This window comes from Pseudomonas sp. ATCC 13867, from assembly GCF_000349845.1.
In the GTDB taxonomy this organism is placed as follows: domain Bacteria; phylum Pseudomonadota; class Gammaproteobacteria; order Pseudomonadales; family Pseudomonadaceae; genus Pseudomonas.
Genome location: NC_020829.1, coordinates 4,354,153 through 4,378,003, shown reverse-complemented (window position 1 = coordinate 4,378,003; position 23,851 = coordinate 4,354,153). Strand labels below are relative to the sequence as shown.

The following is a 23,851-nucleotide window of genomic DNA, read 5'->3' as shown; positions in this document are numbered from 1 at the left end:
CCCTATCACCGCGGGGACGGGGCGGGGCAAGGCCGACTTGCACGTCGGGCGGTTATCGAACGGCTGGGTTGCTCTTGTAGGAGCGAGCTTGCTCGCGAAAGGATTTCCCGGCGACCTCGGTGCAATGCGGTTCGCGAGCAAGCTCGCTCCTACACGGGGCGGAAAATTAAGGCGCGGGAGATTGGGAGTTGCGGGCAAGTTCACTCACACCGGGGTCAGGAGTTACATCGAGCGAACTTGCCCGCAAACGCGGGGAAACGGCGCTCAGGAGGCGACGTTGGCGAGGCCGGCGCCATCGGCCAGGAGTACGCCGGGCAGGTTTTCGCGCAGGTAGGCGACCCAGGTCTTGATCTTCGCGTCCAGGTACTGCCGCGACGGGTACAGCGCGTAGACGTTCAATTGTTGCAGCTTGTAGTGCGGCAATACGCGCACCAGCGAACCGTCGCGCAGGCCGTCGATGGCCGAGTAGACGGGCAGGGCGCCGATGCCCATGCCGTAGGTGATGGCTTCGGTCATGGCATCGCCGACGTTCACCTGGAAGGGGGAATGGCCGAGGGTGACCATTTCCTGGCCGTTCGGGCCGTCGAACAGCCACTTGTCCAGCGGCAACACGGGGCTGAGCAGGCGCAGGCAGTCGTGGTCGATCAGGTCCGAGGGCGTCTTCGGCGCGCCGCGCCGGGTCAGGTACTCGGGCGAGGCGCAGAGAATGCTGTGGGTCTCGCCGATACGCTGGGACACCAGGCCCGAGTCCGGCAGTTCGGAGGCGACCACGATGGCCACGTCGAAGCCTTCGTCGAGCAGGTCGGGCACGCGGTTGGCCATCGTCAGCTCGAAGGTCACTTCCGGGTGCAACTGGCGGTAGTGGGCGATGGCGCGGATCACGTAGTGCTGGCCGATCCCGGTCATCGAATGCACACGCAGGCGGCCGGCGGGACGGGCGTGGGCGTCGCTGGCCTCGGCCTCGGCCTCCTCGACATAGGCGAGGATCTGCTCGCAGCGCAGCAGGTAGCGCTGGCCGGCCTCGGTCAGGGCGATGCGCCGGGTGGTGCGGTTGAGCAGGCGGGTCTGGAGGTGCGATTCGAGATTGGCCACGGCGCGCGAAACGTAGGCGGTGGTGGTGTTCAACTGCTGCGCGGCGGCGGTGAAGCTGCCGGTTTCCGCGACGCAGGCAAACGCACGCATGGTCTGCAGTGTGTCCATTGGGGCCTCGTCAGTAGTAGCGGTGTATTGTCACACGGATGAAGACACATATTGTTTCATTATCGGTAACAAACAATCGCATTTCAGCCGGCTTATCCGTTCCCTTCCGCATCCCTAAAATTCAATCGCTGCCATTGGCTTTGGCAGCTACCCTTCGCTGATTGCCCGATCATTTTCCAGGATCCTCACCGTGTCGCGTCACCTCGTGAAAGGACTGACGTTCGTCGGCTCCTTTGTCATTTTTTCAACAATCGCCGGATGTATCAGTACCCAAGGCATCGCCCCGCAGGAACAACGCCTGGGTGACGCCGAGCTGGCTACCGACGCCGCCATCGCACACGCCAACCGGGAAGCCGGCTGGCCGGCGGAGCAATGGTGGCGGGCCTATGGCGATCCGCAGTTGAATGCCTGGGTGAAGACCGCGCAGGAGGGCAGCCCGACCCTGGCGCAGGCCGAGGCACGGGTGCGCATGGCCCTGTCGATGGCCGGCATCGCCGAGTCCGCCGAGTCGCCGCAGGTCAGCGCCGATGCCTCGCTGACCCGCCACCGCTGGCCGACCGACTACTTCTACGGTCCGGGCGACCTGGCCGACACCACCACCTTCAACAACAATGCCGCCCTGGGTTTCAGCTACTCGCTGGACCTCTGGGGCCGCGAGCGCAGCAACACCGAGCGCTACCTGGACATCGCGAAGATGACCGCCGCCGAAGCGCGCATGGCCCAGCTGGAGCTGGAGAGCAACATCGTCCGCGCCTATATCCAGCTGTCGCTGCAGTACGCCGAACTGGACATCGGCAAGGCCATGCTCAAGCAGCAGGAAGGCATCCTGGCCCTGGCCCAGCGCCGCCTGGCCGGCGGCATCGGCACCCATTTCGAAGTCAGCCAGGCGGAAACCCCTCTGCCGGAAACCGAGCGCAAGATCGAGTCGGTGGATGAGGCCATCCAGCTGACCCGCAACCAGATCGCCGCCCTGGCCGGCAAGGGGCCCGGAGCGGGCGCTTCGATCCAGCGTCCGAGCCTGACGCTCGCCGAAGGGCCGGGCCTGCCCAGCAAGCTGCCGATGGAACTGCTGGGCCACCGCCCGGACGTGGTCGCCAGCCGCTGGAAGGTCGCCGCGCAAGCCAAGGGCGTGGACGTCGCCCGCGCCGAGTTCTACCCCAACGTCGACCTGGTCGCCAGTATCGGCTACAGCGCGGTGGGCGGCGGTGTGCTGGAGTTCCTCAACGCCGAGAAATTCACCTACGGCGTCGGCCCGGCCATCTCCCTGCCGATCTTCGACGGCGGCCGCCGGCGCTCGCAGCTCGGCCAGGAGTCGGCCGGTTACGACGCCGCCGTGGCGCAGTACAACCAGACCCTGGTCAACGCCCTCAAGGGCATCTCCGACCAGTTGATCCGCATGCACTCGATGGAGCTGCAGCAGGGCTTCGCCGAGAAGTCCGTGGCCTCTGCCCAGCGCACCTACGACATTGCCACCAGGGCCTACCGTGGCGGCCTGACCGATTACCTCAACGTGCTCAACGCGCAGAGCCGCCTGTTCCAGCAACAACTGGTGGAGCAGCGGGTGCGCGCCGCGCGCCTGGCTATCCATGCCGGCCTGGTGGTCGCCCTGGGCGGCGGCCTGATGGACGTTCAGGAAGGGCCGAAGGATTCGAAGATGGTCCCGGAAACCGTCGACGTCCGCGCGGTCAGCGAGCGCTGAGATGGCGGGCGACAACTACACCTCGTCCGCCCGCCCGGCAGCGCCGCTCGACGCCCTGCGTCGCGCGCTGCTGGAGTGGGGGCGCAGCGACGGCGTCAGCTGGATCTACATCGCCAAGGTGCTGCTCGCCGCGTTGCTGACCCTGTGGCTGGCGATGCGCCTGGAACTGCCGCAGCCGAGCACGGCGACCATCACTGTGTTCATCGTCATGCAGCCGCAGAGCGGCCAGGTGTTCGCCAAGAGTTTCTACCGGATCATCGGCAGCCTGATCGGCCTCTCCGTGATGGTCGCGCTGATCGCCATCTTCGCCCAGGAGCGGGTGCTGTTCCTGCTCGTCTCGGCGCTGTGGATCGGCCTGTGCACCGTCGGCGCCGCGCGCTACCGCGACTTCCGCTCCTACGCCTGCGTGCTCGCCGGCTACACCGCCACGCTGATCGGCCTGCCCGCCACCCTGCATCCGGAAGCGGCCTTCATGTCGGCCATCTGGCGGGTGCTGGAAATCAGCCTCGGCATTCTCTGTTCCACGGTGGTCAGCGCCACGCTGTTCCCGCAGACCTCCAGCACCGCCATGCGCAGCGCGCTGTACCAGCGTTTCGGTGCCTTCGCCGGCTTCGTCCTGGACAATCTCGGCGGCGGCGAACGGCCCAGGTTCGAAGCCGCCAACGTGGCCTTCGCCGCCGAGGCCGTGGGCCTGGAAGCGCTGCGCAGCGCCACCCGTTTCGAAGACCCGCACATGCGCCTGCGTTCCGGTCGGCTGTCGCGCCTGAACAACGAGTTCATGGTCCTCACCACCCGCTACAACGCGCTGCACCAACTGCTCTCGCGCCTGCGCGTGCAGGAAGCCGAGGCGGTGCTGCGCGCCCTGCAGCCGTGCCTGGACGAACTGGCCCAGGTGCTCGCGCCGTGGCGCGGCCAGTCGGTGACCGACCGTGACGCCGAGCACCTCGCCGCGCAACTGGAAAGCCACCGCTCGCGGATGATGCAGCGCATCCGCTCCGGCCGTGCGCAACTGCTGGCCGAACAGGACGAAGCGTCCGCGCTGCTGGACTACAACACCGCCGGCGAGCTGCTCTACCGCCTGGCCGACGACCTCTACAACTACGCCCTGACCCACGCCTCCCTGGCCGCCCACAAGCACGAGCGGGAGAACTGGAAGCACGGCTTCTCGCCCAAGGCCAACCTGGTCGCCTCGCTGGTGGCCGGCGGGCGCACCGCGCTGATGGTGCTGGTGTTCGGCCTGTTCTGGATCGAGACCGCCTGGCCCAGCGGCAGCACCTTCGTGCTCAACGCCGCCGCCGTCGCCGCGCTGGTCTCGGCAGCGCCGGACCCGGCGAAGATGGCCATGCAGATGGCCGTGGGTACTTTCTTCGCGGCGATCCTGGGTTTTTCCGAAACCTTCTTCGTGTTCCCGCACCTGGACGGCTTCGCCCTGCTGGCCTTCGCCCTGGCGCCGGTGTTCGCGGCGGGCGCGTTCCTCTCGACCAAGCCCAAGTACGCCGGCTACGGCCTGGGCCTGCTGGTGTTCTTCAGCTTCGGCGCGATCCCGGCGAACCTCACGGTCTACGATCCGGGCCGCATGCTCAACGAGTACATTGCCCTGGTGCTCTCGCAGAGCCTGGCCGCGCTGGTCGTCGCGGTGATCATGCCGCCCACCAGCGCCTGGCTGTGGCGCCGCCTGGAGAAGGACCTGCGCCTGCGCGTGGTGGAAGCCATCAGCGGCAAGCTCGACGGCCTCGTCTCGTCCTTCGAGAGCGGCACCCGCGACCTGCTCAACCAGGCCTATGGCTTGGCCGCGCGCAGCCCGCGGATGCAGCGTCGCCTGTTGCGCTGGACCTTCGTGGTGCTGGAGATCGGCCACGCGATCATCGAGTTGCGCGTGGAGCAGGAGGCGTTGCCCGATGAGCCCTGCTACGCCGAATCGATGCCCTGGCGCCAGGCCATCCGCGCCCTGGGCCGTGCGCTGATCCGCCTGTTCGTGCAGCCTGGCGAGGCCAATCGTGAGCGCGCCCTGGCCGCCGTGGAGCAGGCCATCGACTGCGTGAAGAACACCGACGAGCCGCGCGCCCCGGACTTCGAGAGCTCGCCGCTGCGCCGTGTGCTCAGCTACCTGCACTTCATCCGCAGCAGCCTGCTCGACCCGCAGTCGCCGCTGCGCGATGCCCCAATGCCTTCAGGAAAAGCCATCCATGTTGCCTGACCTGCCCCGCGAGATCGCGTTCCACGGGGTCTACATGCCGACCCTGACCCTGATGTTCATCGTCGCCGCGGTGATCTGCTGGGGTATCGACCGGATTTTCGCCTCCATCGGCCTGTACCGCTACACCTGGCACCCGGCGCTGTTCCGCGTGTGCCTGTTCGCCTGCCTGTTCGGCGGGCTGTCCTTGACCATCTACAGATAACGAGCGTGCATCGATGACTCTCAAATCCATCATCAGCCTGCTGGCGACCCTGATCATCCTGGCGGTCGCCGCGTTGATCGGCCGCGCCCTCTGGGTGAACTACATGGATACGCCCTGGACCCGCGACGGCCGGGTGCGCGCCGACATCATCAACGTCGCCGCCGACGTTTCCGGCGTGGTGGTGGATGTGCCGGTGCGCGACAACCAGCAGGTGAAGAAAGGCGACCTGCTGATGCAGATCGACCCGGACCATTACCGCATCGCCGTGAAGCAGGCCGAAGCCCTGGTCGCCTCGCGCAAGGCCACCCTGCAGATGCGCCAGCTCAACGCCAAGCGCCGCCGCGCGATGGACGAGGAAGTGGTCTCCCGCGAGAGCCTGGATGACGCCAGCAACACCGCCGCCGCTTCCGAGGCCGACTACCAGCAGGCCCTGGCCACGCTGGATGCCGCCAGGCTGAACCTGGAGCGCACTCAGGTGCGCGCCTCGGTGGACGGCTACGTGACCAACCTCAACGTGCACCGTGGCGACTACGCCCGCGTCGGCGAGGCGAAAATGGCCGTGGTCGACGAGAACTCCTACTGGATCTACGGCTACTTCGAAGAGACCAAGCTGCCGCACATCCGCGTCGGCGACCCGGCCGAGCTGCAACTGATGAGCGGCGAGCGCCTGAAGGGCCACGTCGAAAGCATCGCCCGCGCCATCTACGACCGCGACAACCCGGAAAGCCGCGAGCTGGTGGCCGACGTCAACCCGACCTTCAACTGGGTGCGCCTGGCCCAGCGTGTGCCGGTGCGCATCCATATCGACGAAGTGCCGGATGGCGTGCTGCTGGCGGCGGGGATTACCGCGACCGTGATCGTCAATCCGCAGAGCCGTAACGCGGAGCGCTCCGACGGGGCGGCTGCGACGGCGCAGTGATCCGATCGGGTGAGTGAAAACGGGAGCTTCGGCTCCCGTTTTCGTTTGCGGCAATGCAGCGGGAATCTCCGCCACTTGCCCTCATCCCAACCCCGGCTGCGCGTCCCGCTCTGCGGGAGAGGCTTTGGCTCTTCGTAGGAGCGAGCTTGCTCGCGAACAGGCACCGCAGCGGAATCGGTTCGCGAGCAAGCTCGCTCCTACAAAAAAGCCGGTTATCCCCGGGAGGCTTTACTCCGGCGGTTCTTGTAACTGCCGCGAATGTTCATCGCCGCCAGACACAACTGCAGCAACACCAGCGCATAGGCCTGGGCTGGAATACCCCAGGCGATCCACAGCGCGTTGCTGGCGAGGAATACCCAGAAGCCGATCTCGCGGCGCTTGCGCTCGCGGGAGCCGACCAGCCAGGCGGCGAGGACGGTGACCAGCATGGCGGGCCATTGCAGCAGGTCGATCAGCTCGTTCATCGGTGGTCGGGCTCGGGCGGTTGTCCTGAACTCAGACCAGCCCCGGCGCGGCAAAGTGCGGGCGAACCGGATAGCCATCGAGCAGCGCATGGGTCTTCTCCGGGGACAGCCCGGCATGGTCGATGCAGCGGGTGTGGGTGACGTCGCGCAAGCGGGGGGAGGTCATGGCGAGCCTGTCGAGCGGGTGGGAGATTTTCCTAACCTACCGCACTCGCAGGCATCTGGCGTGATCGGTGGGGATCAGTGGCCGGGGTGTGGCGCACGCGTTTCGCTGAAGGTGCTCACCAGCCATTCCCTGAGGTGGCAGCTGGAGAACGCGGTGGTGCTGCAGTCGCCGCTGGCCAGGGCCTGGCGCAGCCTGCCCACGTCGGCCTTCTGCACGTAGGCGATGGCGTCCTGCATGTCATCTTCGGCGCCGAAGCCGCCCTGGACCATTTCCTTCAGCGCGTCTTCCTTGCTCCAGCCTTCGACCACGGTGCGGTACATGGCCGCGAACAGGCCGGTGCGATCGCGCCCGTGCTTGCAGTGCATCAGCACCGGCCCCTGCAATTCGGCCTGCTGGAGGATGCGCAGGACTTTCAGCACGTCGGCGTCGTCGACGCGATCGGCGTGGCTCGGGATGCTCACGGCTGTGATCGGCTGGTTGCCGATCCAGGCCTTGTCGTCGTCCTTGATGAAGCTGACCACGGTCTTCACCTTCAGTTGTGCCAGCACCGGCAGGTCCTGGCCGTCGGGCAGGGCGCTGCGGTAGAGGGTCGGCGACATCTGGTAGAGGTTGAACGACTTGTCCACCGGCTTGGCCCAGTCGGCCTGCGTCTCGCCGGCGGCGAGGGCGGAGAGGCTGGACAGGCTGGCGATCAGGGCGACGACGCCAGCGGTGGCGCGCAGGATGCTGGGGAAGGGCATGGGCACTCCTCGAAAGGTCGCGCCACCATAGGCCGCGTCGAGTGGTGCCTGAATGAAATGAGCGTGAAGAAAATGTGAAGCGGCTCAGCGGGCGTCGTGCGGCAGGAAGCGCGCCAGCACGCCCGGTCGGAAGAACCACCAGACGCTGAGCGGGTAGCACAGGTAGTTGAGGCCATAGAGCAGCAACGCGGCGGGGCTCGGTGTGTTCTTCCAGGCCGCCAGCCCGACCAGGACCAGGTAGAGCACGGCCAGGCCGCCGCCATAGAGCGCGGTGAGCCGCCAGCGCTCGCCGGTTTCGGCCAGGCGCTTGTGCCGCCGGGCGAACCAGAAGGCCATGAGCGCGGCGATCAGCGCCGCCACCAGCAGGGTCGCCGGCACTCCCCCGACCCGCAGCAAGCCGCGCGCCACCACGTTGAGGATGAAGGCGGCGAGGATGCCGGCCAGGGCGAGGTAGCGGACCTGGTATGTCATCAGAGTTGTCCATCGAGGCCGAAGCGCTTCTTCAGCACCTTGTCCAGCATCCCGGTGGGCAGCCAGCGGGCAAGCAGGGGCAGGGCGCGGCTGCCGTGGCCGATGCGCACCAGGCGCGGGCGCGGCGAGCGCTGTACGGCGGCCAGCAGCTCGCGGGCGAAGTCGCTGGCCGGGGTGGGTTTGTCCTGGGAGGCAGCGGCACGCGCCTGGATGAAGCGGCGCAGCGGCCACCAGGCGGAATCTTCGCTGACCACCGCCGCCATCTCGCGGCTGGCGTTGGCGGCAAAACGGGAGGCGATGGCGCCGGGCTGCACTTCCAGCACTCCGATGCCGAAGGGCGCCAGCTCCAGGCGCAGCGCGTCGTTCAGCGCATGTACCGCCGCCTTCGACGCGCAGTAGGCGCCGGCGAAGGGGGTGACCAGCACGCCGGACACGCTGCCGACGTTCACCACCAGCCCGCGCCGTGCGCGCAACGCCGGGAACAACGCGCGGGTCACGCCGACCACGGCGAATACGTTGGTCTCGAACTGTTTGCGGATCGCCTGGCTGCCGCCGTCCAGCAGTGGTCCCATAGCGCCGTAGCCGGCGTTGTTGATCAGCACGTCCAGGCCGCCGGCTTCGCGCTGCAGTTGCTCGGCGAGGCGCTCGATGGCGGGTTCGTCGTTGACGTCCAGCAGCACGCCCCGGAAGCCGGCCTGGTCCAGGGCGGCGACGTCCTCGTCGCGGCGGGCGCTGGCCCAGACCTGGTAACCGGCATTCTGGAAGGCATCGGCGAGGGCGCGGCCGATGCCGCTGGAACATCCGGTGATGAGCGCGACGGGCTGGGGCATGGTCTGGCAGTCCTTGGGCTGTGGGCGGGACTACCGTACCGGATTGTGCCGGGCAGGTGAATCAGTTGCCGAAGCGGCCGTTCACCCGTTCGGCGCGAAATTCCAGGGTGCTGGCGCGGTAGCCGGGGCGTAGCGGAGGTAGGGGCAGGCAGTCGCTCCAGGCGTCGCCGGCGAGCAGGGCGCCGGGGCCACGGTAGCGCGGGGCTTCGTAGAGGTTTTCGGCCAGGTCGGTGGTGTCGCCGGGGCGGTAGGCGGCGACCTTCCAGCGCAGCTCCAGCAGCGGGTGCGAGGCGCCGTTCTTCAGGCTGACGGCGAGAGGGCGGTCGGGCGGGCAATGCTCGGGCTGGTAGGCGATGCGCAGTTCCAGGTGCTGCAGTTGGCGGCTGTCGTTGCTGTCCTGCCAGATGGCGAGGGTGATCACCGCCGCCAGCCCGGCCAGGCCGGCGCCGGAAATGGGGAGGGCGCGGGAGGGATAGCGGATCAGGAGGATGACCCAGGTGACGATCAGCAGGATGCCGTACAGCATGGAGCGCTCCGCGGGGGATTCGATGATTACCTTAGCAGGGGGCGGGGCGGGGTGGGTTGATGCAGATGCGGGTCTTGTCCCTCCATCCCCGACAGGTTCCTACCCTGACGCCATACAGGCGGACCTTGTCCGCGAAGGCCAACCGCCGTACTCACGTCGCAGGACGAACACCTGTAGGAGCGAGCTTGCTCGCGAACCGCCCAACACCGATGTGGCCGGGTTCTGTTCGCGAGCAAGGACTGGGCGTCCCCCCGGTCCTATCAAAAACAGTTGGTGTACAGCCCTTGGCGCATAACGCTGCGCGTTAAGGGCATCGCGGATGAGTCCGCTACGAGCGAGGCTGGCACCGGCGTGAGGGGGCCCTCATAAAAAAGCCCCCGCACCACAGGGGGCGGGGGCGTTGGCGCCGATGAGGGAAGCGCCAGACTCAGCGAACGGCGGCGCGCAGCGGCTCCACGTTGTCCGAGGTACGTCCGTAGACGTCTTCCAGACGCTCGATGTCGTCCTCTCCCAGGTAGCTGCCCGACTGCACTTCGATGATCTCCAGCGGGATCTTGCCCGGGTTGGCCAGGCGGTGGACCGAGGCGATCGGGATGTAGGTGGACTGGTTCTCGGTGAGCAGGAAGGTGTTGTCGTCACAGGTCACCTGGGCGGTGCCGGATACCACGATCCAGTGCTCCGCGCGGTGGTGGTGCATCTGCAGCGACAGGCGCGCGCCCGGCTTGACGGTGATGTGCTTGACCTGGAAACGGCCGCCCATGTCCACCGAGTCGTAGGAGCCCCACGGACGGTAGACCTGGCAGTGGTTCTGGGTCTCGCTGCGGCCGGCGGCGTCGAGCTGGTTGACCACCTTCTTGACGTCCTGCACGCGGTCCTTGTGGGCGATCATCATGGCGTCCTTGGTCTCGACCACCACGATGTCCTCGAGGCCGACCACCGACACCAGCTTGCCGTTGCCGTGCACCAGGCAGTTGTGGCTGTCGTGCACCACCACGTCGCCCATCGTGACGTTGCCGTCGGCGTCCTTGTCGTGCACTTCCCAGATCGACGACCAACTGCCGACGTCGTTCCAGCCGGCGGCCAGCGGGACTACGCAGGCGCGGCGGGTCTTTTCCATCACGGCGTAGTCGATGGAGTTGTCCGGGCAGCACTCGAAGGTGGCGGCGTCAATGTTCACGACGTCGCCGTCGTGCTGGCTGCGCTCCAGGGCCAGCAGGCAGGTGTCGTAGATGTCGGTGTCGTGCTTCTTCAGCTCTTCCAGGAAGCGGCTGGCGCGGAACAGGAACATGCCGCTGTTCCAGTAGTAGCCGCCTTCCTCGACGAACTGCTGGGCACGGGCTTCATCGGGCTTCTCGACGAAGCGCTCGACGCGGATCACGCCGTCCGGCAGGCCACGCTCGTCGCCGGACTTGATGTAGCCGTAGCCGGTTTCCGGACGGTTGGCGGGGACGCCGAAGAGCACCATCTCGCCTTTCTCGGCGGCGTTGGTGGCCAGGGCGAGCGCACGCTGGAAGGCGCGCTGGTCTTCGATCACATGGTCGGCGGGGAGGACCAGCAGCAGCTCGTCACGGCCTTCGGCGAGCAGTTTCATGGCGGCGATGGCGACCGCCGGCGCGGTGTTGCGGCCGAAGGGTTCGAGCAGGATCGCCTGGGTGTTCAGGTGCAGCGCCTCGAGCTGCTCCTGGACGATGAAGCGGTGCTCCTGGTTGCTGACCACCACCGGCGGTTCCATGCCTTCGAAGACCAGGCGCTCCAGGGTCTGCTGGAACAGGGTGTGTTCCCCGGTGAGGGCGAGGAACTGCTTGGGATACTGTTTGCGGGAAAGAGGCCAGAGTCGCGAGCCGCTGCCACCGGAAAGGATTACTGGGATCATGTGGTTTCTCCTAAAGCGTTCATGCGTTCTGTCAGCCGTGCCACATCGGGCGGCATGGCGTGCCTTGTGGGTGACCTCTCCTGTGCGTGCCGTCGTTGCGGCGCACTGTTCTTTCTGCCGGTGCGGTGCCGGTCTTGTTGTTCTGGGCGGGATGGGGCGCCGCGGCGCCGTCATCCCGAGGCTTTCCCCGAAGGGAGAGCAGGCAGTTGGTGCCGGCGGGAGACGCGCTGTCTCGTCCGCACTCCGGGTGGGAGTGGCTGGGGAACGGCCGCCGGCTCATGGGATCAGTCCACCTTTACCGGGCGTTTGACCCAGACCGGGTTGAGCTTGCCGCCCTCGCCGGTGATGTAGAGGCAGACCACTTCGCCGCGCTCGAGGGTGACGGGCTTGAGGTCGCTGACTTTCTTCGCGCCGTCGAACAGCGCGAGGTTCACTTTCACCGGATTGATCTCGCGGTCGCCGTGGCTTTGCGGGGCGACGTTGCTGACCACTTCGGTCTTGCCGTCGGCGGTTTTCAGGGTCAGGGCCTTGCCGCTGAGGTTCTGTACGCGGACCAGGGCTTTCTGCTTGTTCTTGAACGGCGGTTCGGGCACCAGGCGCGGCTGTCCGCCGGGTTGGCTGACGAGGGTGTAGTAGGCGTCCGGATCGAGTTTCACCGGCAGGCTCTGGGTACCGACCTTGGCGGTGTAGTTGCCCGCCGGGAGGAATTTGAAGTCGCTGGAGCCCAGTGGCGAGACGTCGTTCAGGGTGGCGTTGCCGACGGCGACGTTCAGTTCGGAGCTGCCGGCGTTGTAGGCCCGCACGAAGGCTGAACCCTTGGGTGCTTGCGGCCCATAGAGCGCGCCTTCACCGCCGGCGAAGGCGCCGAAGGATGCTGCGCCCAGGCAGAGGGCCAGTGCGGACGACTTCAGGGTGCGAATGGTCAGTCGGTTCATGGGGTGTACCTCCGTCTTCTCACTTTTGTGGGGCATGGGTGATGCCCTGTCGCGGCGCTCAGTGCGCCGTTGGGTGGCTTGCCTGGTTGGCGGCCAGGCGTTCGTCGCGGTTGCCCGCCGCGCGCAGCTGGGCGACCCAGTCCGGGTTGAACTGGCTCAGGTCGCTGTGCATCGGCAGGTAGCGTTCGGGAAATTCCCAGACCAGCAGGCGCGCCGGCTTCTGCTTGAAGCCTTCGTCCTGCAGGAGTTCGAGCATCGGTTCCAGGGGGCCCTTGCCCTCCTTGGCGTAGTTGATGACATCCGCCGAGAGCGCCTGCTTGAGGGCGCCGGCGAAGTTCCAGCGCGCATTGGCGCTGTAGCTGGTGCCGACCAGGGCGACCTGCGGCTGGGCGCTGTCGCCGAAGAGATCGGCGTCGCCGCCGTTGTCAGCGGCGGCGGAGGCGGCGTCCTCGGTCGGGTGGGTCTGGCGCTGCTCGAGCTGGTCTTCCGGCGGCAGGAGGCTGGTGAACAGCGGGTCCAGCGGCAGGAAGGTGAGCAGGTCGCCCTTGTGCGGAGTGCTCTTGCCGGCTTCGGTGACGAAGGTCTGGGTCGGCAGATCGGCACCCTGGCCTGCGCGGATGCTTTCGCCCAGGCGCTGGGCCACGGCTTCGGCACCCAGCGGCGTCCAGTGGGTGTCGGTACGCAGGAAGACCTGGCCGTTGTCCTTGGCGTGCTCCAGGGTTTCCAGCAGCTCCGGCGCGGCCATGCCGGCCTGGCGGGCGCGTTGCAGGAAGTCCTCGTAGAGCGAGGCATGCAGCGCCGCCGGTTGCGCCTTGCCCAGGTACTCGGGGTAGAGGCGGGTCTTGGCGGGGATGATCGCCAGCACCAGCTTCACGCCGCGGTGCTCCAGCTCCTGCTGTACGCCGCGCACCAGGGCCCAGTTGTCGTCCAGCTGCTGCCGGGTGGGAGCGGGCTTGAACTCTTCATCGGTGAACAGCCAGCCGTCCTTGCCGAGGACCACGCCCGGACGGCCTTCCTCGAACACGGTGTAGTCCAGCGCGGCCCAGAGATTGGTGCCCAGGCGCTTGATCGGGAATTCGTCGTCGTAGTGGCCTTCGAAGGCGTGGGACAGCTTGCCGTTGAGCACAGTGGTGCCCTCGGCGGCGGAGAAGCTGGGGAAGGCTTTCAGCGACCAGCCGGCCAGGCCCAGCAGCATTCCGCCGAACACGGCGATATAGGTGTACTGCAGGGGCTTGCTGATTTTGGGGTGTGTAGTCGGTTGCATGATCCGGCCTCGCTCAGAACTGGAAGTAGAGGAACGGCGAGTAGCTCTGCGCCGAGAGCTTGAGCACCGAGGCGGCGAACAGCAGGAGCAGGGCGGCGCGCATGGCCAGCACCGGCATCACGGCGAGGGCGCCGCCATTGCCGGCGAGCACCGCCGTCGGTTCGACGGCCTTGGCCTTGCTGGCCTTTTCCGCCAGCGGTGCGTTGTAGAACTGGCGCAGGCCGAACACGGCGAGCACCACGTAGGCGACCACCAGGGTGCCGACCTGCAGGCCGGTGAGGCTGGCGCGGTTGAGTTCGGAGAGGCTCCAGTCGCCGAAGCTGAACATCGCCGCGTACATGCGCCAGGCCACGTGCAGGTTCTCGGCGCGGAAGATGACCCAGCCGATGATCACCATCAGGAAGGTCAGCGCCCACTTCAGCGGGTTGAACACCCGCGGCGCGGCCTTCACGCCGAGCAGGCGTTCGATGGCGAGGATGGTGCCATGCCAGGCGCCCCAGATGATGTAGGTGAAGTTGGCGCCGTGCCACAGGCCGCCGAGCAGCATGGTGAGGAACAGGTTGCGGTAGGTCTGCAGCTCGCCGCCGCGGTTGCCGCCGAGGCTGATGTACAGGTAGTCGCGCAGCCAGTTGGACAGGCTGATGTGCCAGCGCCGCCAGAACTCGGTGATCGACTGGCTGATGTAGGGCTGGTTGAAGTTCTCCAGGAAGCGGAAGCCCATCATCAGGCCGAGGCCGATAGCCATGTCGCTGTAGCCGGAGAAATCGAAGTACAGCTGCGCGGTGTAGGCCAGCGCGCCGAGCCAGGCGTCGCCGGTGGTGGGGTTCTGCAAGGCGAAGCAGTGGTCGGCCACCGCCGCCAGGGTGTCGGCGATGAAGACTTTCTTGACGAAGCCCTGCATGAAGCGGGTGCAGCCTTCGGCGAACTTGTCGACGGTGTGGGTGCGGTGGTTGAACTGGTCCACCAGGTCGCGGAAGCGCAGCACCGGGCCGGCGATCAGGTGCGGGAAGATCGCCACGAACGCCGCGAAGTCGATCAGGTTGTGCGTGGCCGGGGTGTCGCCGCGGTACACGTCGATGATGTAGCTGATCGATTCGAAGGTGTAGAAGCTGATGCCGATGGGCAGCAGGATGTGGGTCAGCACGAAGGGCTGCATGCCGAACGAGGTGATGATCTCGTTGAGGCTGTCCACGCCGAAGTTGGCGTACTTGAAGTAGCCCAGCACGCACAGGTCGACCACCACGCCGATGATCAGCCAGCGCTGCGCAGCCTTGGTGCGCACGCCGGCCGCGCCGATGCGCAGGCCGATCCAGTAGTTGAACAGCGTCACGCCGGCGAACAGGGCCAGGAAGTCGACACGCCACCATGCGTAGAAGACGTAGCTGGCTACCAGCAACAGGAGGTTGCGGTAGCGGTTCCCGCTCAGGTAGTACAGGCCGAGGAATATCGGCAGGAACAGGAACAGGAACACGTTGGAAGAAAAGACCATTCCGCGTCTCTCTCTGGAGCTTCATATTTGGACCGCTCCAGCCCTTCCGGCATCTTTCGATGCCTTGAGGAAAGGCCGGGGCAACCCGCCATTTCCTCCCCTGGTGTTGCTCAATCTGGTGCGCCCGCCCGCGTCTTTGTCGCGTGGGTCGGGTGGTGTTGCCGTGCCCCGCGTGTGCGGGATGGGTAGCTCTTCGTAGGAGCGAGCTTGCTCGCGAACCGCCCGACGCCGGAGCTCCCGGAAATACTGTTCGCGAGCAAGCTCGCTCCTACAGGTCCCGGCCGGATGACGCGAAGCGTTATCCGCCCTACGTGAAGTGCCTACGGAGACGGGCGCTGCTTCAGCTCCCCGCCCCCTGTCGGTTGAAAACCTTGGTCACTTCACCCCCCAGGCGGAAGCTGTTGAACGGCTCCATCTTCTTCTTCCAGTCCTGGGTCTTCGGCGCGCAGCTGTAGAGCGCGCAGTAGGGTTCCAGCCAGGCGAACTTGCTGCTTTTCTTCAGGTCGTCCATGTCCTGGTCGTTGCCGGTCTTCTCGTCGAAGGCGTCCGGGTCGTCCACGCCCTGCATCACGCGGTTGGCCAGGCGCTGCAGGGCGCCGTTGTTTTCCTGGCGCAGATCGACGCCGTTGACCTGTGCGAAGGCGGCGATCATGGTCAGCGGCGGCAGCGAGTAGTTGTGGTACGACAGCGCACGCTGGCGGCGCTTGAGTTCGTTGGGCAGGTAGCCGTCCGGGTCCACCTGGTTGGCGGCGACCTTGAACTCCTGCACCGACCAGTCGAACAGGTCGCGGCGGTTGGTCACCACGGCGGCGGACATTACCGACCAGGCGGCCCAGTAGGAGTGGTTGTTGATCTTCTTCAGCGGCAGGTCGCTCCAGTCGCGCACCACCTGGCTGCCCAGGGTGCTGAACCAGTTCTCGATGGTCTTCGACTGTTCGGCGTAGGCGGCCAGCGGCCGGCTGCTGGAGAACTTCAGGCGCATGTAGGAGGACGACAGGCTGCCGAGGGCCCATTTGCGCATGGACTTGCCGGTGTGGTTGAAGTCGGTGCTCTCCAGGGCGCCGGCCTGGGCCCAGGCGTCCAGCCAGTTCATCGCGCAATCCAGATCACCTTTGTTGCCGCTGCGCATGTACTGGGTGATCAGCTTGGCGGTGCCGCGCTCCATCTCGGAGATGTCCTTGATCTGGTTGCGGAACTCCTTTTCCGCATCGGCATTGAGTGTCGAGCGCGCCGAGTCCGAGCCCTTGTACTTGCTGGTGAACTGCAGGCTGCCGGTGTAGGGCGTCGGGATGGCGGGGCAGCGGTCCGAATCCTTCTTGCTGCCCTTGTCGCCGACGGCGGAGAAGTAGCCCGGTGGTGGCACCAGGTCCGCGGCGTGACCGATCCTGGGAAACAGGGGGCCGCCGAACAGCGCTGAGACCACGGCGACCGTCAGGCCGACTCGGGTAACGATGGGAGTCTTGATCTTGCGTAGGCTGGGCATGGCTTTCGTCCCCGCTCTCTAGTTGGCGGCCACATTGGCCGACTTGGCTTTGGGCGTTTGACAGAGCTTGGCCTCGACCTCCAGGCCCGCCGGCATGTCTTCCGGCGCCTCGATTTCCAGGGAGAGGAACTGCTGGTTCGACCAGTCCTCGTCGTTGCGCAGCTCGAAGACGTAGCGTCCGCCGGTATCCACGGCCTTGGACTGCTCGATCTTCAGCTGCTCGCGACGACCGTTCATGTACCAGATGGTGTTCTTGAGTTCGTGCACGCCGGGGTCGGAGTAGGTGACGTCGGCGGTGTAGCTGCCCGAGCGGATCGGCAGGGCGCCGCTGTTGACCAGCACCTCGTTGCGGCCCGGATGCAGCTTGATCTTGCGGCTCAGCGCCGGCTTGCCGTCGGCGCAGCCGTTGTCCACCAGCGGCATGGCCTGGCGGTAGAAACTCTTCTGCGCCATGTCGTAGTGGGTGGCAAATTCCCAGATGAGGATCTTCGGCGGCTTGTCGTGGAACTCCTTGCTGGTCATGTAGGCCAGCAGCGAGCTGTCGAAACCGCCGCCGGAGACGGCGTTGTTGAGGATGTCGACCTTGGCGTACTCCTCCAGAAAACCGGCGAAGTTGTAGGCCGGGCCGCTGTTGGAGGTACCGACCAGGGCGACCTGGGCATCGCCGCCATCGCCGAACAGGTCGCCGTCGCCGGAGCCGCCCACCGGCTCGGTCTCGAAGCGGTCGACGTACTGCGGTGCGTAGCCGCTGCCGCAGAGCTGAGCGGCGGCCTTGTGGAAGGTGCCCAGCTTGGACAGCAGGCCCACGCGCTTGCTTTCGAAGTCTTTCTTCGGCACGTCGTCGTACGCCGGAATTTCCTTCAGGGTCTCGGCCACGATCTTCGCGCTGCGCATGGCGCCGTACGGCGTCCAGTGGTGGTCACCCTTGAAGTAGAAGGAGTGTTCTTCCTTCTCGTCGAACAGCGGGGAGAAGTCCGGGGTGTAGATGCCGGCCTTGCGGAACTGGGCGATGGTCGCCTGGTAGTTCTGCTTGGCCAGCTCGTAGTTGAAGCTGGCCTTCTCCTGCGGGTTGAGCTTCTCGCGGTTCACCAGGCCACGGGTGGGCTGGTAGACGACGACGAGATCGATGCCCTTGCGCTTGAGTTCGTCGCGCAGCTGCTTGAGCTCGCGCCAGCCCTCGGCGCTGGTGCCGAAGTCGGTGCGCAGGTCGTAGGTGGTACGGAACAGCCAGTCTTCCTGGGCCGGCACCAGGTGGGTGAAGAAGCCCAGGTACTTGGTGTTGTAGGCCGCGTCGTTGGCCGCGTTCGGGCACAGGGCCGCGGTAGGCTGGGCGGTGTAGGTCGGCGCCGAGGCGTCGGCGGCCAGGGCCTGGTGGGCGAGCAACAGGCTGGCGGTGAGGCTCGACAGGCGCAGCAAGTTGAAGGTCATACGTTTCATCGGTCGGTCCTCAGTTCTGCAATTCGGCCTGGCTTTCCACGGGGTCGATCAGCACGGCGCGTTGCTGGCGCACCAGCAGGTCGAAGATCTGGTCCTGCTTCTCGCCCAGCACGCCGTTGAAGGAAATGCCGGAGGATTTGGTCGGGCCGAGCATGTTCACCTTGTAGAGCTCCAGCGACAGCGGCGAGTCCACCGACAGCGGGCCTGAGCCATTGCCGGCCAGCTTGCCGCCGACCACGATCAGCGAAACCTTGGTATCGAAGGGGTCGAGGTCGATGTTGCGGTCGGTATCGGTCAGGTCCTTGATGTGGCCGTACACGCCCATCAGTTGGTTGCCGGCGGCGAGGTTCTCGTACAGGCGGATGTTCACGCTGTTACGCACGCGGATGCCGTGGCGCCGGTTGGCCAGCACCTGGTTGCCGTAGATGAGGTTGTCGCCCGACTCGTAGAGGGTGATGCCGTCGGAGTGGTTGCGGTACACCTCGTTGTAGGCCACCAGGTTGCGCTCGGAGTTACGGTCCAGGACGATCCCGGAAAGGTGGTTGTCGTAGGTCTTGTTGTTGAAGATCCAACTGTCGTTCACCTCTCGGGAAACGATGATGCCGTGCTTCTTCTTGGTCCCGTGGACCTCGTTCTCGGCGATGATCAGGCGATGCGAACGGTCGTGCGGGTCGATGCCGTAGATGATGTTGTCGCGGTAGGTATTGCCGCGCACCACGAGGTCGTCGGCCTCGTAGCAGTAGAAGCCGTACCAGGCGTCGACGAAGGTCGAGCCGATCACCCAGCCCTTGGGGCGCGGGCGCTTCATGGTCTTGTCCATGCCCGGGCTGTACTGCGAGATGGAGATGCCGTAGGCCTTGGAGGCGTTGTAGCCGAAGCTCTGGAAGGTGCTGTTGACCAGGTAGGCCTCGGCGCCGCCCCAGGAGACCAGGAACGGACGGAATTCATTGGGGGACTTGAACCAGGCCTGCTCCTTCTTCGCTTCGTTCCAGGCGGTGACCTTGGTGTCCCGCACGAACAGCTTGCCGTCGTTGACCAGGAACGCGCCGCGGTCCTGGGACAGGCGCAGTTCCTTGACCTTGCCGTCGATCTCCAGGGTCGCGCCCTGGTTGACGACGATGGGCAGGCGGGCGATGAACACCCCCGGTTCGACCTGCTCCAGCGCAGTCCTGGGCAGCTTGCCGGCCAGGTCCGCGAGGCTGACGTAGCCGCCGTCGATGAAGATCGCCTGGGGCATCTGGCGCTGGCGCTTCACCCATTCGGCGAGGCGGTTCTTGCCGCCGGTGAACTCTTTCAACGGCTGCTGCTGGACCATGCGCTGCACCAGCGCCTTGCCACGCTTGCTGCGGTCGATCTTCTTCTGCACGGCTTCGGCGGTGTAGCCGGAGAGGTCGGGCAGCTTCGGCGGGTCCAGGTGCAGCGGCTCGCTGGGCGCGGCGGTCACGGTGTAGTTGCCGGACTCCTTCAGCGTCTGGGTATGGCCCGGCTCTTCGGCGGGGGCCGAGCCGGACGCGGGCTGCCGTCCGGCGCTGGCGGGGGCCTTCTCCGCGGGCGGCGCGGCCCACACCGGTGCGGCGGCGCTGAACAGGCCGCCGAGCAACAGCGCGGTCAGCGGCAGGGCGTGTAACGGATGGCGGTTCATGGCCGTTGTCTCCTTGCGGGCTCTGGCGTGGTTTGCCGGACTCCCGGATTCGCGGGAGGAACGGGCGGGCGGGACGAGGCGCAGGTCCTCGCCCGTGACTGCTTTTCCGTCGTTCCCGCGAGCGCGGGGCCCAAGAACAAACCAGCCATCGCAGCAGTCCTCAGAAGCGCCAGATGACGTCGATGAAGGCGTGGTGCATGGTCGAGTCCACGTGGCTGCCGTAGGCGTCGCCCGGCTTGAACACGCCGCCACGCAGGCGCACGAGTGCCGACGGTTCGTCGATGCTCTGGCTCATCGAGGCCGGCAGCAGACCCTGTTTGAAGTACTTGGTGACGACCAGGTCGGCCTCCTGGCCGAGGTCCGTGGAGTCGTTGACCAGCGGGGCGTTGATGCCGCTGTTGCCGATGTCCGAGTCACCGTCGACGCGGCGGAACTTGTGGTACACGATGCTCGCGTCGTAGTCCTCGCGCATTTGCCAGGAGCCGAACAGGGTGGCGGCCTCGACGTTGGAGAGCTCGCCGCGGAAGGCTTCACCGAAGCGGGCCACGCGGGCGCGGGTACCGGTGAAGTTGGAGCGGTTGCTTTGCAGGCCGGTCTGCTCGAACTGGTCCTCGCCGTCCTTGCCGCCGCCGCTGCCGCGGGCATAGGCACCACCGACGCGCCACTGCTCGTCGATGTTCCAGCGCAGGCCCAGGTCGACGCCGTAGGCGTCCACGTCGCCGCTCTGCTTGCCGGTGGCGACGCGATCGCCGTTCACCGGGACGGTGGTCAGGCGGTCGCGGTTACCGGTCAGCCAGGTGGCGCCGGCCCAGTAGTTGATGGGCATCTGCGAGCGCCAGTTGTAGCCGTCGCCGTTGGCTTCCAGGCCCACCCAGGTGAGGTCGCCGGTGGAGCGCTTGTCCAGCGAGTCGACGGTTTCGCCCGGGTCCGGCAGGCTGCCGCTGTCGTCGGAGTGGTGCAGGCGCAGGCCGACCCAGTGGTTGGGCATCCACTGCGTGGAAATGTCGCCGAAGACGTGGGTGCGGTCCTTGTCGTCCGGCGCCAGGTCGGTGATGTCGGTGCGGTAGTCGGAGAAGCGCTGGGCGGCGCCGAGGTGGGCACGCAGCAGGGTGGTGTCGAAGGTCCAGTTCAGGGCTTCGATGTTGGTGTCCTGCCAGGTGCCGCTTTCTTCACGCAGGCGCTGGCGGCCGAAGCGCAGGTGCTCACCGGGGTACTGGGTGAGGCCGGCGTAGTCGACCCAGAACTCGCGCAGGGCCAGGTAGGCGTCGTCCGGCTCGCGCTTGTCGTTGTTGCCGCTGCTGTCGTTGTTGATGTCATCGGACTGGATGGTGTCGGTCTGGATGGTGTCGGTCGCGGCAACGGCCTGACCCATCACGTAGGCGCTCCAGTCACCCCATTGGCCGAAGGCCCAGGGGCGCAGGTCGATACCGATACCGTTGAGGTCGCCGCCGGGAGCGGTGCCCAGGTCGCGGTCGTCCTCGGATTCGGCAGTGATCTTGACGTCCAGGCCGTAGTTCTTTGGCGGCTCCTCGGCCGCGTAGGCGAGACTGCCGAACAGGCTGCCGGCGAGGCTGAGGCCGGCGCCAAGCATGGCTGGGAACAGGCGTGCGCGGCGAACGGCGGAGGCCAGAGCACGCGGCTGAATCCCTTCGATAAGAGCAAACGGCGGAGTGATCATCGGGTCAAGGCGCTTCATAGGTTTTCTTGTTCCTGGTTGTTCTGCAGAAGGCTGACGGTGGCTTGCCAGTTGGCGCCGCGCGTTTGCTCCTCGCGCTTGAGCAACTGCTGGGCCGCAGTGCGGTCGGCCGGTTGTATCTGCGGCTCGATCTGCGCCATCAGGTCAGTGGCGGTAGGGACCTGCTGGCGTTTTGCAAGCTCGCCGAAGACGTAAGCGTTGACCAGGTTCGGCCGAATGCCACGCCCCTGCGAATACAGCTGTGCCAGAGCCATGTCAGCGCTGGCCTGCCCTGCGCGGGCGGCGATCAGCAGGTGGTCCACGGCTTTCTGCGGGTAGACCTTGCCGAGGAAGCCGCGGCGGTAGATCTGGCCCAGGTAGTAGTGCGCCTGGGGCTCGGTGGCGGCGGCCTTGAGCAGGTGCTGCTCGGCTTTCTGCGGCTCCTGCGGCGTCCACTTGCCGTCGTAGTAGAGGCGGCCGAGCAGCAGCTCGGCGCGCGGTTGGGCGGCGTCCTGGGCCTTCTTCAGGTAGTCGAGCATCTGGTCCAGGTCGCCCAGGTCGGGGTGGTCGTACTGAAGCTTGGCCAGGCTCACCCAGGCCGCCGGGTAGGCCGGGGCGATTTCGCTGAGCAGCGCCTGCGCGGCTTGCGGGTCGGGGGCGCCGAGGTTCTCGTCGGCCAGCACGCCGGCGACCGAGTCGACGCGTTCGGAGGGCACGCGACCGGCTTTCCAGGCGGTCTTGAGCGCTTCGATGTGAGCCTTCTGCTTATCCGCGTTGCCTTGGATCTGGTACACGGTGGCCAGCTCCATCCAGCACACGTCCATGCGGCTCAGCCAGCGCTGGCAGACCTGCTCGACCTCGCCCAGGTGCTGGTTGTAGGTGCCCTGGGTGCGGTAGAGGATGATCTGCGCCAGGTCTGCCTGCGGCAGGCCCTGGGCGCGCCACTGGTCGATGCGCTGCTGCGGGTTTACGTTCGGCCAGGCTTGCGGGTATTGCAGGTAGAGGACGATCAGCGGCACCAGCGCGCTGTCCTCGCCTTCGTTGAAGGCGCGGTTCAGCAACTGCTCGGCTTCGCGGTGTTCGGCGTCGGTGCCGCCGGGCTTGGCCGCCAGCCACTTGCCCAGGCGGGCGCGGGCGCGCGGCGAGGTCTCGGCGGCGCCCCGGTAGAGCTTCTCGGCGCGGGCCTGCTCGGCGGGATCGCCGGTGGCGGCCTGCATGTCGGCCAGACCGACCTGTGCGTCGGCGTAGCCCAGGGTGGCCAGGCTCTGGAAGTTGGCCTGGGCGGTGGCGATGTCGCCGCGCTCCAGTGCCTCCTGGGCCAGACGCTGGTCGGGCAGGCCGGCGCAGCCAGCGGCCACGGCGATGGCCAGAGCCAGGGCGAGCTTCGGGGCCTGCTTGGGGATCATGGCTTCGACGGGACGGTTCATGGCGGGCTTCCTCTTAGCGTGCGGTGGCCAGGGCCATCGCCTTGTTCAGCAGGGTGCGGCCCGGCAGGCCACCGATGCTGACTTCGGTCGGACGGCCGGCGAGCTGGCTGTCCAGCGGCTGGTCGGGCTGGATCTGCACGCGGATTTCCGAGGCCAGGTCGCCGTCCACCGGCGCGGTGCGGACGATGCGGCCGCTGCGGACTTCGCTGTCACCGGCGATCTGGAAGTGCACGGCGGTGCCCGGCGAGAGTTCGGCGGCGTTGCGGTAGGGGAAGCGCGCCTCGACGGTGGCGATGCTGTCGCGCGGGGTCAGGGTGAAGATCACGTCACCCTTGTTGGCGAACTGGCCGTTGGCCACGCGCTGCTCGACCACACGGCAGTCGCACGGGCTGGTCAGGGTGCCTTTCATCTGGTGGCCGAAGAGCTTCTCGATGTTGCTCGGGCTGAGCTGTTCTTCGGTCAGGTTGCCCTTGAGCAGGTCCAGCAGATTGGCGGAGAAGGTGGCGATCGGCGCGCCCTTGGCGACTTCGGCGCCAGCGTCCACCAGGCTTTCCACGGTGCCTTCGCGGGGCATGGTGATCTGCTGGTTGGCGACGTTGACCACGCCCGAATCGGCATGGGTGACGAAGTACAGGTTGTAGATATTGTTGAGGATCACCGCGAAGGCGCCGATGCCGACCACGAAGATGGCGGTGCTCAGGGTCACTGCGCGGATGCGGCTGAAGAAGCCCATGCCGCCGCTGCCGATGCCGTGCTTGCGGGCCTTGGTGAAGTTCTCGCGCTGCAGGGTGTTGAGCATGTCGCCGACGCTGATCACTTCACCGGCGAGGAAGGAGGTGATCAGGTAGCGCAGCGCGGCGATCTCGCGCGGCTTCAGGTGCTGGAACTCGCAGCCGACACGACGGCTGTCCGGGGCGAAGGAGCGCACCTGGAAGTCCACTTCCAGGGAGAAACTGATGCTGTCGATCTGGAACAGCAGCTTGCCCTTGTGCAGGTCGCCCACCTGGATCGGCGCAGCGCTGGCGGTGAAGGCGAAGCCACCGGCGGAGATGTCCAGCAGGCGGGCATCGACGCCTTCGCGGTTGGCGCCGATATAGCGGATGCGCGCGGGCAGTTTGACCCGGGCGTGCTGGCGCTGGGCTTCGGATTCGTGCACGACATTGACGTTGACGGCGGTATTCATGGGGTCGAGTCCTGTTCGTAGCTAATAAG

21 protein-coding genes are annotated in these 23,851 nt (G+C 66.6%); 4 read left to right on the top strand and 17 right to left on the bottom strand.

Going from position 1 to position 23,851, the window contains the following annotated elements; all coding sequences use genetic code 11:
- Nucleotides 1-264 precede the first annotated feature (264 nt).
- Nucleotides 265-1,200, bottom strand: a complete 936-nt coding sequence (locus H681_RS19595) for a LysR family transcriptional regulator (protein WP_015478625.1) — start codon at nt 1,198-1,200, stop codon at nt 265-267.
- Nucleotides 1,201-1,390: 190 nt separating this feature from the next.
- Here H681_RS19595 and H681_RS19590 point away from each other — a divergent pair, with 190 nt between their 5' ends.
- Genes H681_RS19590 through H681_RS19575 form a run of 4 tightly spaced genes read left to right on the top strand, consistent with a single transcriptional unit; the run spans nt 1,391 to nt 6,217 of the window.
- Nucleotides 1,391-2,899: an efflux transporter outer membrane subunit gene (locus tag H681_RS19590; RefSeq protein ID WP_015478624.1), complete on the top strand. Its 1,509-nt coding sequence runs from the start codon at nt 1,391-1,393 to the stop codon at nt 2,897-2,899.
- A gap of 1 nt (nt 2,900) precedes the next feature.
- Entirely contained in the window at nt 2,901-5,096 is a 2,196-nt protein-coding gene (locus tag H681_RS19585) for an FUSC family protein (RefSeq protein WP_015478623.1), read from the top strand.
- Between the two features lies 1 nt (nt 5,097).
- Complete coding sequence (locus H681_RS19580; RefSeq protein ID WP_041712708.1) at nt 5,098-5,298, top strand: DUF1656 domain-containing protein; 201 nt, start codon at nt 5,098-5,100, stop codon at nt 5,296-5,298.
- 13 nt (nt 5,299-5,311) lie between these two features.
- A complete protein-coding gene (locus H681_RS19575; protein WP_015478621.1) occupies nt 5,312-6,217 on the top strand; it encodes an efflux RND transporter periplasmic adaptor subunit in 906 nt (301 codons plus the stop codon).
- A gap of 212 nt (nt 6,218-6,429) precedes the next feature.
- Here the strand turns inward: H681_RS19575 and H681_RS19570 are convergent, their stop codons facing one another.
- From H681_RS19570 to H681_RS19500, 16 genes are all read right to left on the bottom strand, one after another.
- Nucleotides 6,430-6,681, bottom strand: coding sequence for a hypothetical protein (locus H681_RS19570; RefSeq protein WP_015478620.1), 252 nt, complete (start codon nt 6,679-6,681; stop codon nt 6,430-6,432).
- Nucleotides 6,682-6,712: 31 nt separating this feature from the next.
- A complete protein-coding gene (locus H681_RS27070; protein ID WP_269078250.1) occupies nt 6,713-6,847 on the bottom strand; it encodes a hypothetical protein in 135 nt (44 codons plus the stop codon).
- A gap of 74 nt (nt 6,848-6,921) precedes the next feature.
- Nucleotides 6,922-7,587: a tyrosine-protein phosphatase gene (locus H681_RS19565; RefSeq protein WP_015478619.1), complete on the bottom strand. Its 666-nt coding sequence runs from the start codon at nt 7,585-7,587 to the stop codon at nt 6,922-6,924.
- An 84-nt stretch (nt 7,588-7,671) separates the two neighbouring features.
- Nucleotides 7,672-8,058, bottom strand: coding sequence for a hypothetical protein (locus tag H681_RS19560; RefSeq protein WP_015478618.1), 387 nt, complete (start codon nt 8,056-8,058; stop codon nt 7,672-7,674).
- Nucleotides 8,058-8,888: an SDR family oxidoreductase gene (locus H681_RS19555; protein ID WP_015478617.1), complete on the bottom strand. Its 831-nt coding sequence runs from the start codon at nt 8,886-8,888 to the stop codon at nt 8,058-8,060. The genes H681_RS19560 and H681_RS19555 overlap by 1 nt, the downstream gene beginning before the upstream one ends.
- Before the next feature lie 61 nt (nt 8,889-8,949).
- Entirely contained in the window at nt 8,950-9,414 is a 465-nt protein-coding gene (locus H681_RS19550) for a hypothetical protein (protein WP_015478616.1), read from the bottom strand.
- Nucleotides 9,415-9,841: 427 nt separating this feature from the next.
- On the bottom strand, nt 9,842-11,287 hold the full coding sequence (locus H681_RS19545) for a mannose-1-phosphate guanylyltransferase/mannose-6-phosphate isomerase (protein ID WP_015478615.1): 1,446 nt from the start codon (nt 11,285-11,287) through the stop codon (nt 9,842-9,844).
- 284 nt (nt 11,288-11,571) lie between these two features.
- Entirely contained in the window at nt 11,572-12,222 is a 651-nt protein-coding gene (gene algF, locus H681_RS19540; protein ID WP_015478614.1) for an alginate O-acetyltransferase AlgF, read from the bottom strand.
- Nucleotides 12,223-12,280: 58 nt separating this feature from the next.
- Nucleotides 12,281-13,486, bottom strand: coding sequence for an alginate O-acetyltransferase (locus H681_RS19535; protein WP_015478613.1), 1,206 nt, complete (start codon nt 13,484-13,486; stop codon nt 12,281-12,283).
- A gap of 13 nt (nt 13,487-13,499) precedes the next feature.
- The gene (locus H681_RS19530) at nt 13,500-14,975 is read right to left on the bottom strand and encodes an MBOAT family O-acyltransferase (RefSeq protein WP_015478612.1); all 1,476 of its coding nucleotides are present in this window, start codon (nt 14,973-14,975) and stop codon (nt 13,500-13,502) included.
- A 340-nt stretch (nt 14,976-15,315) separates the two neighbouring features.
- Entirely contained in the window at nt 15,316-16,440 is a 1,125-nt protein-coding gene (locus H681_RS19525) for a mannuronate-specific alginate lyase (protein ID WP_041712705.1), read from the bottom strand.
- A 36-nt stretch (nt 16,441-16,476) separates the two neighbouring features.
- Entirely contained in the window at nt 16,477-17,895 is a 1,419-nt protein-coding gene (locus H681_RS19520) for an alginate O-acetyltransferase (protein WP_041712155.1), read from the bottom strand.
- 10 nt (nt 17,896-17,905) lie between these two features.
- Nucleotides 17,906-19,537: a mannuronan 5-epimerase AlgG gene (gene algG / locus H681_RS19515; RefSeq protein ID WP_015478609.1), complete on the bottom strand. Its 1,632-nt coding sequence runs from the start codon at nt 19,535-19,537 to the stop codon at nt 17,906-17,908.
- 160 nt (nt 19,538-19,697) lie between these two features.
- Nucleotides 19,698-21,128, bottom strand: coding sequence for an alginate export family protein (locus H681_RS19510; RefSeq protein ID WP_041712704.1), 1,431 nt, complete (start codon nt 21,126-21,128; stop codon nt 19,698-19,700).
- Between the two features lie 101 nt (nt 21,129-21,229).
- Nucleotides 21,230-22,639: an alginate biosynthesis TPR repeat lipoprotein AlgK gene (gene algK, locus H681_RS19505; protein WP_015478607.1), complete on the bottom strand. Its 1,410-nt coding sequence runs from the start codon at nt 22,637-22,639 to the stop codon at nt 21,230-21,232.
- A 13-nt stretch (nt 22,640-22,652) separates the two neighbouring features.
- Complete coding sequence (locus H681_RS19500) at nt 22,653-23,822, bottom strand: PilZ domain-containing protein (RefSeq protein WP_015478606.1); 1,170 nt, start codon at nt 23,820-23,822, stop codon at nt 22,653-22,655.
- Nucleotides 23,823-23,851: the final 29 nt, after the last annotated feature.

Bases quoted from the DNA above. Each gene is read 5' to 3' on its own strand.
- H681_RS19575 (WP_015478621.1), top strand. From the start codon at position 5,312: ATGACTCTCAAATCCATCATCAGCCTGCTGGCGACCCTGATCATCCTG.
- H681_RS19510 (WP_041712704.1), bottom strand. From the start codon at position 21,128: ATGCTTGGCGCCGGCCTCAGCCTCGCCGGCAGCCTGTTCGGCAGTCTC.
- H681_RS19560 (WP_015478618.1), bottom strand. From the start codon at position 8,058: ATGACATACCAGGTCCGCTACCTCGCCCTGGCCGGCATCCTCGCCGCC.
- H681_RS19550 (WP_015478616.1), bottom strand. From the start codon at position 9,414: ATGCTGTACGGCATCCTGCTGATCGTCACCTGGGTCATCCTCCTGATC.
- H681_RS19555 (WP_015478617.1), bottom strand. From the start codon at position 8,888: ATGCCCCAGCCCGTCGCGCTCATCACCGGATGTTCCAGCGGCATCGGC.
- H681_RS19535 (WP_015478613.1), bottom strand. From the start codon at position 13,486: ATGCAACCGACTACACACCCCAAAATCAGCAAGCCCCTGCAGTACACC.
- H681_RS19500 (WP_015478606.1), bottom strand. From the start codon at position 23,822: ATGAATACCGCCGTCAACGTCAATGTCGTGCACGAATCCGAAGCCCAG.
- H681_RS19545 (WP_015478615.1), bottom strand. From the start codon at position 11,287: ATGATCCCAGTAATCCTTTCCGGTGGCAGCGGCTCGCGACTCTGGCCT.
- algF (WP_015478614.1), bottom strand. From the start codon at position 12,222: ATGAACCGACTGACCATTCGCACCCTGAAGTCGTCCGCACTGGCCCTC.
- H681_RS19565 (WP_015478619.1), bottom strand. From the start codon at position 7,587: ATGCCCTTCCCCAGCATCCTGCGCGCCACCGCTGGCGTCGTCGCCCTG.
- H681_RS19520 (WP_041712155.1), bottom strand. From the start codon at position 17,895: ATGAAACGTATGACCTTCAACTTGCTGCGCCTGTCGAGCCTCACCGCC.
- H681_RS19570 (WP_015478620.1), bottom strand. From the start codon at position 6,681: ATGAACGAGCTGATCGACCTGCTGCAATGGCCCGCCATGCTGGTCACC.
- H681_RS19530 (WP_015478612.1), bottom strand. From the start codon at position 14,975: ATGGTCTTTTCTTCCAACGTGTTCCTGTTCCTGTTCCTGCCGATATTC.
- H681_RS27070 (WP_269078250.1), bottom strand. From the start codon at position 6,847: ATGACCTCCCCCCGCTTGCGCGACGTCACCCACACCCGCTGCATCGAC.
- H681_RS19595 (WP_015478625.1), bottom strand. From the start codon at position 1,200: ATGGACACACTGCAGACCATGCGTGCGTTTGCCTGCGTCGCGGAAACC.
- H681_RS19585 (WP_015478623.1), top strand. From the start codon at position 2,901: ATGGCGGGCGACAACTACACCTCGTCCGCCCGCCCGGCAGCGCCGCTC.
- algG (WP_015478609.1), bottom strand. From the start codon at position 19,537: ATGAACCGCCATCCGTTACACGCCCTGCCGCTGACCGCGCTGTTGCTC.
- algK (WP_015478607.1), bottom strand. From the start codon at position 22,639: ATGAACCGTCCCGTCGAAGCCATGATCCCCAAGCAGGCCCCGAAGCTC.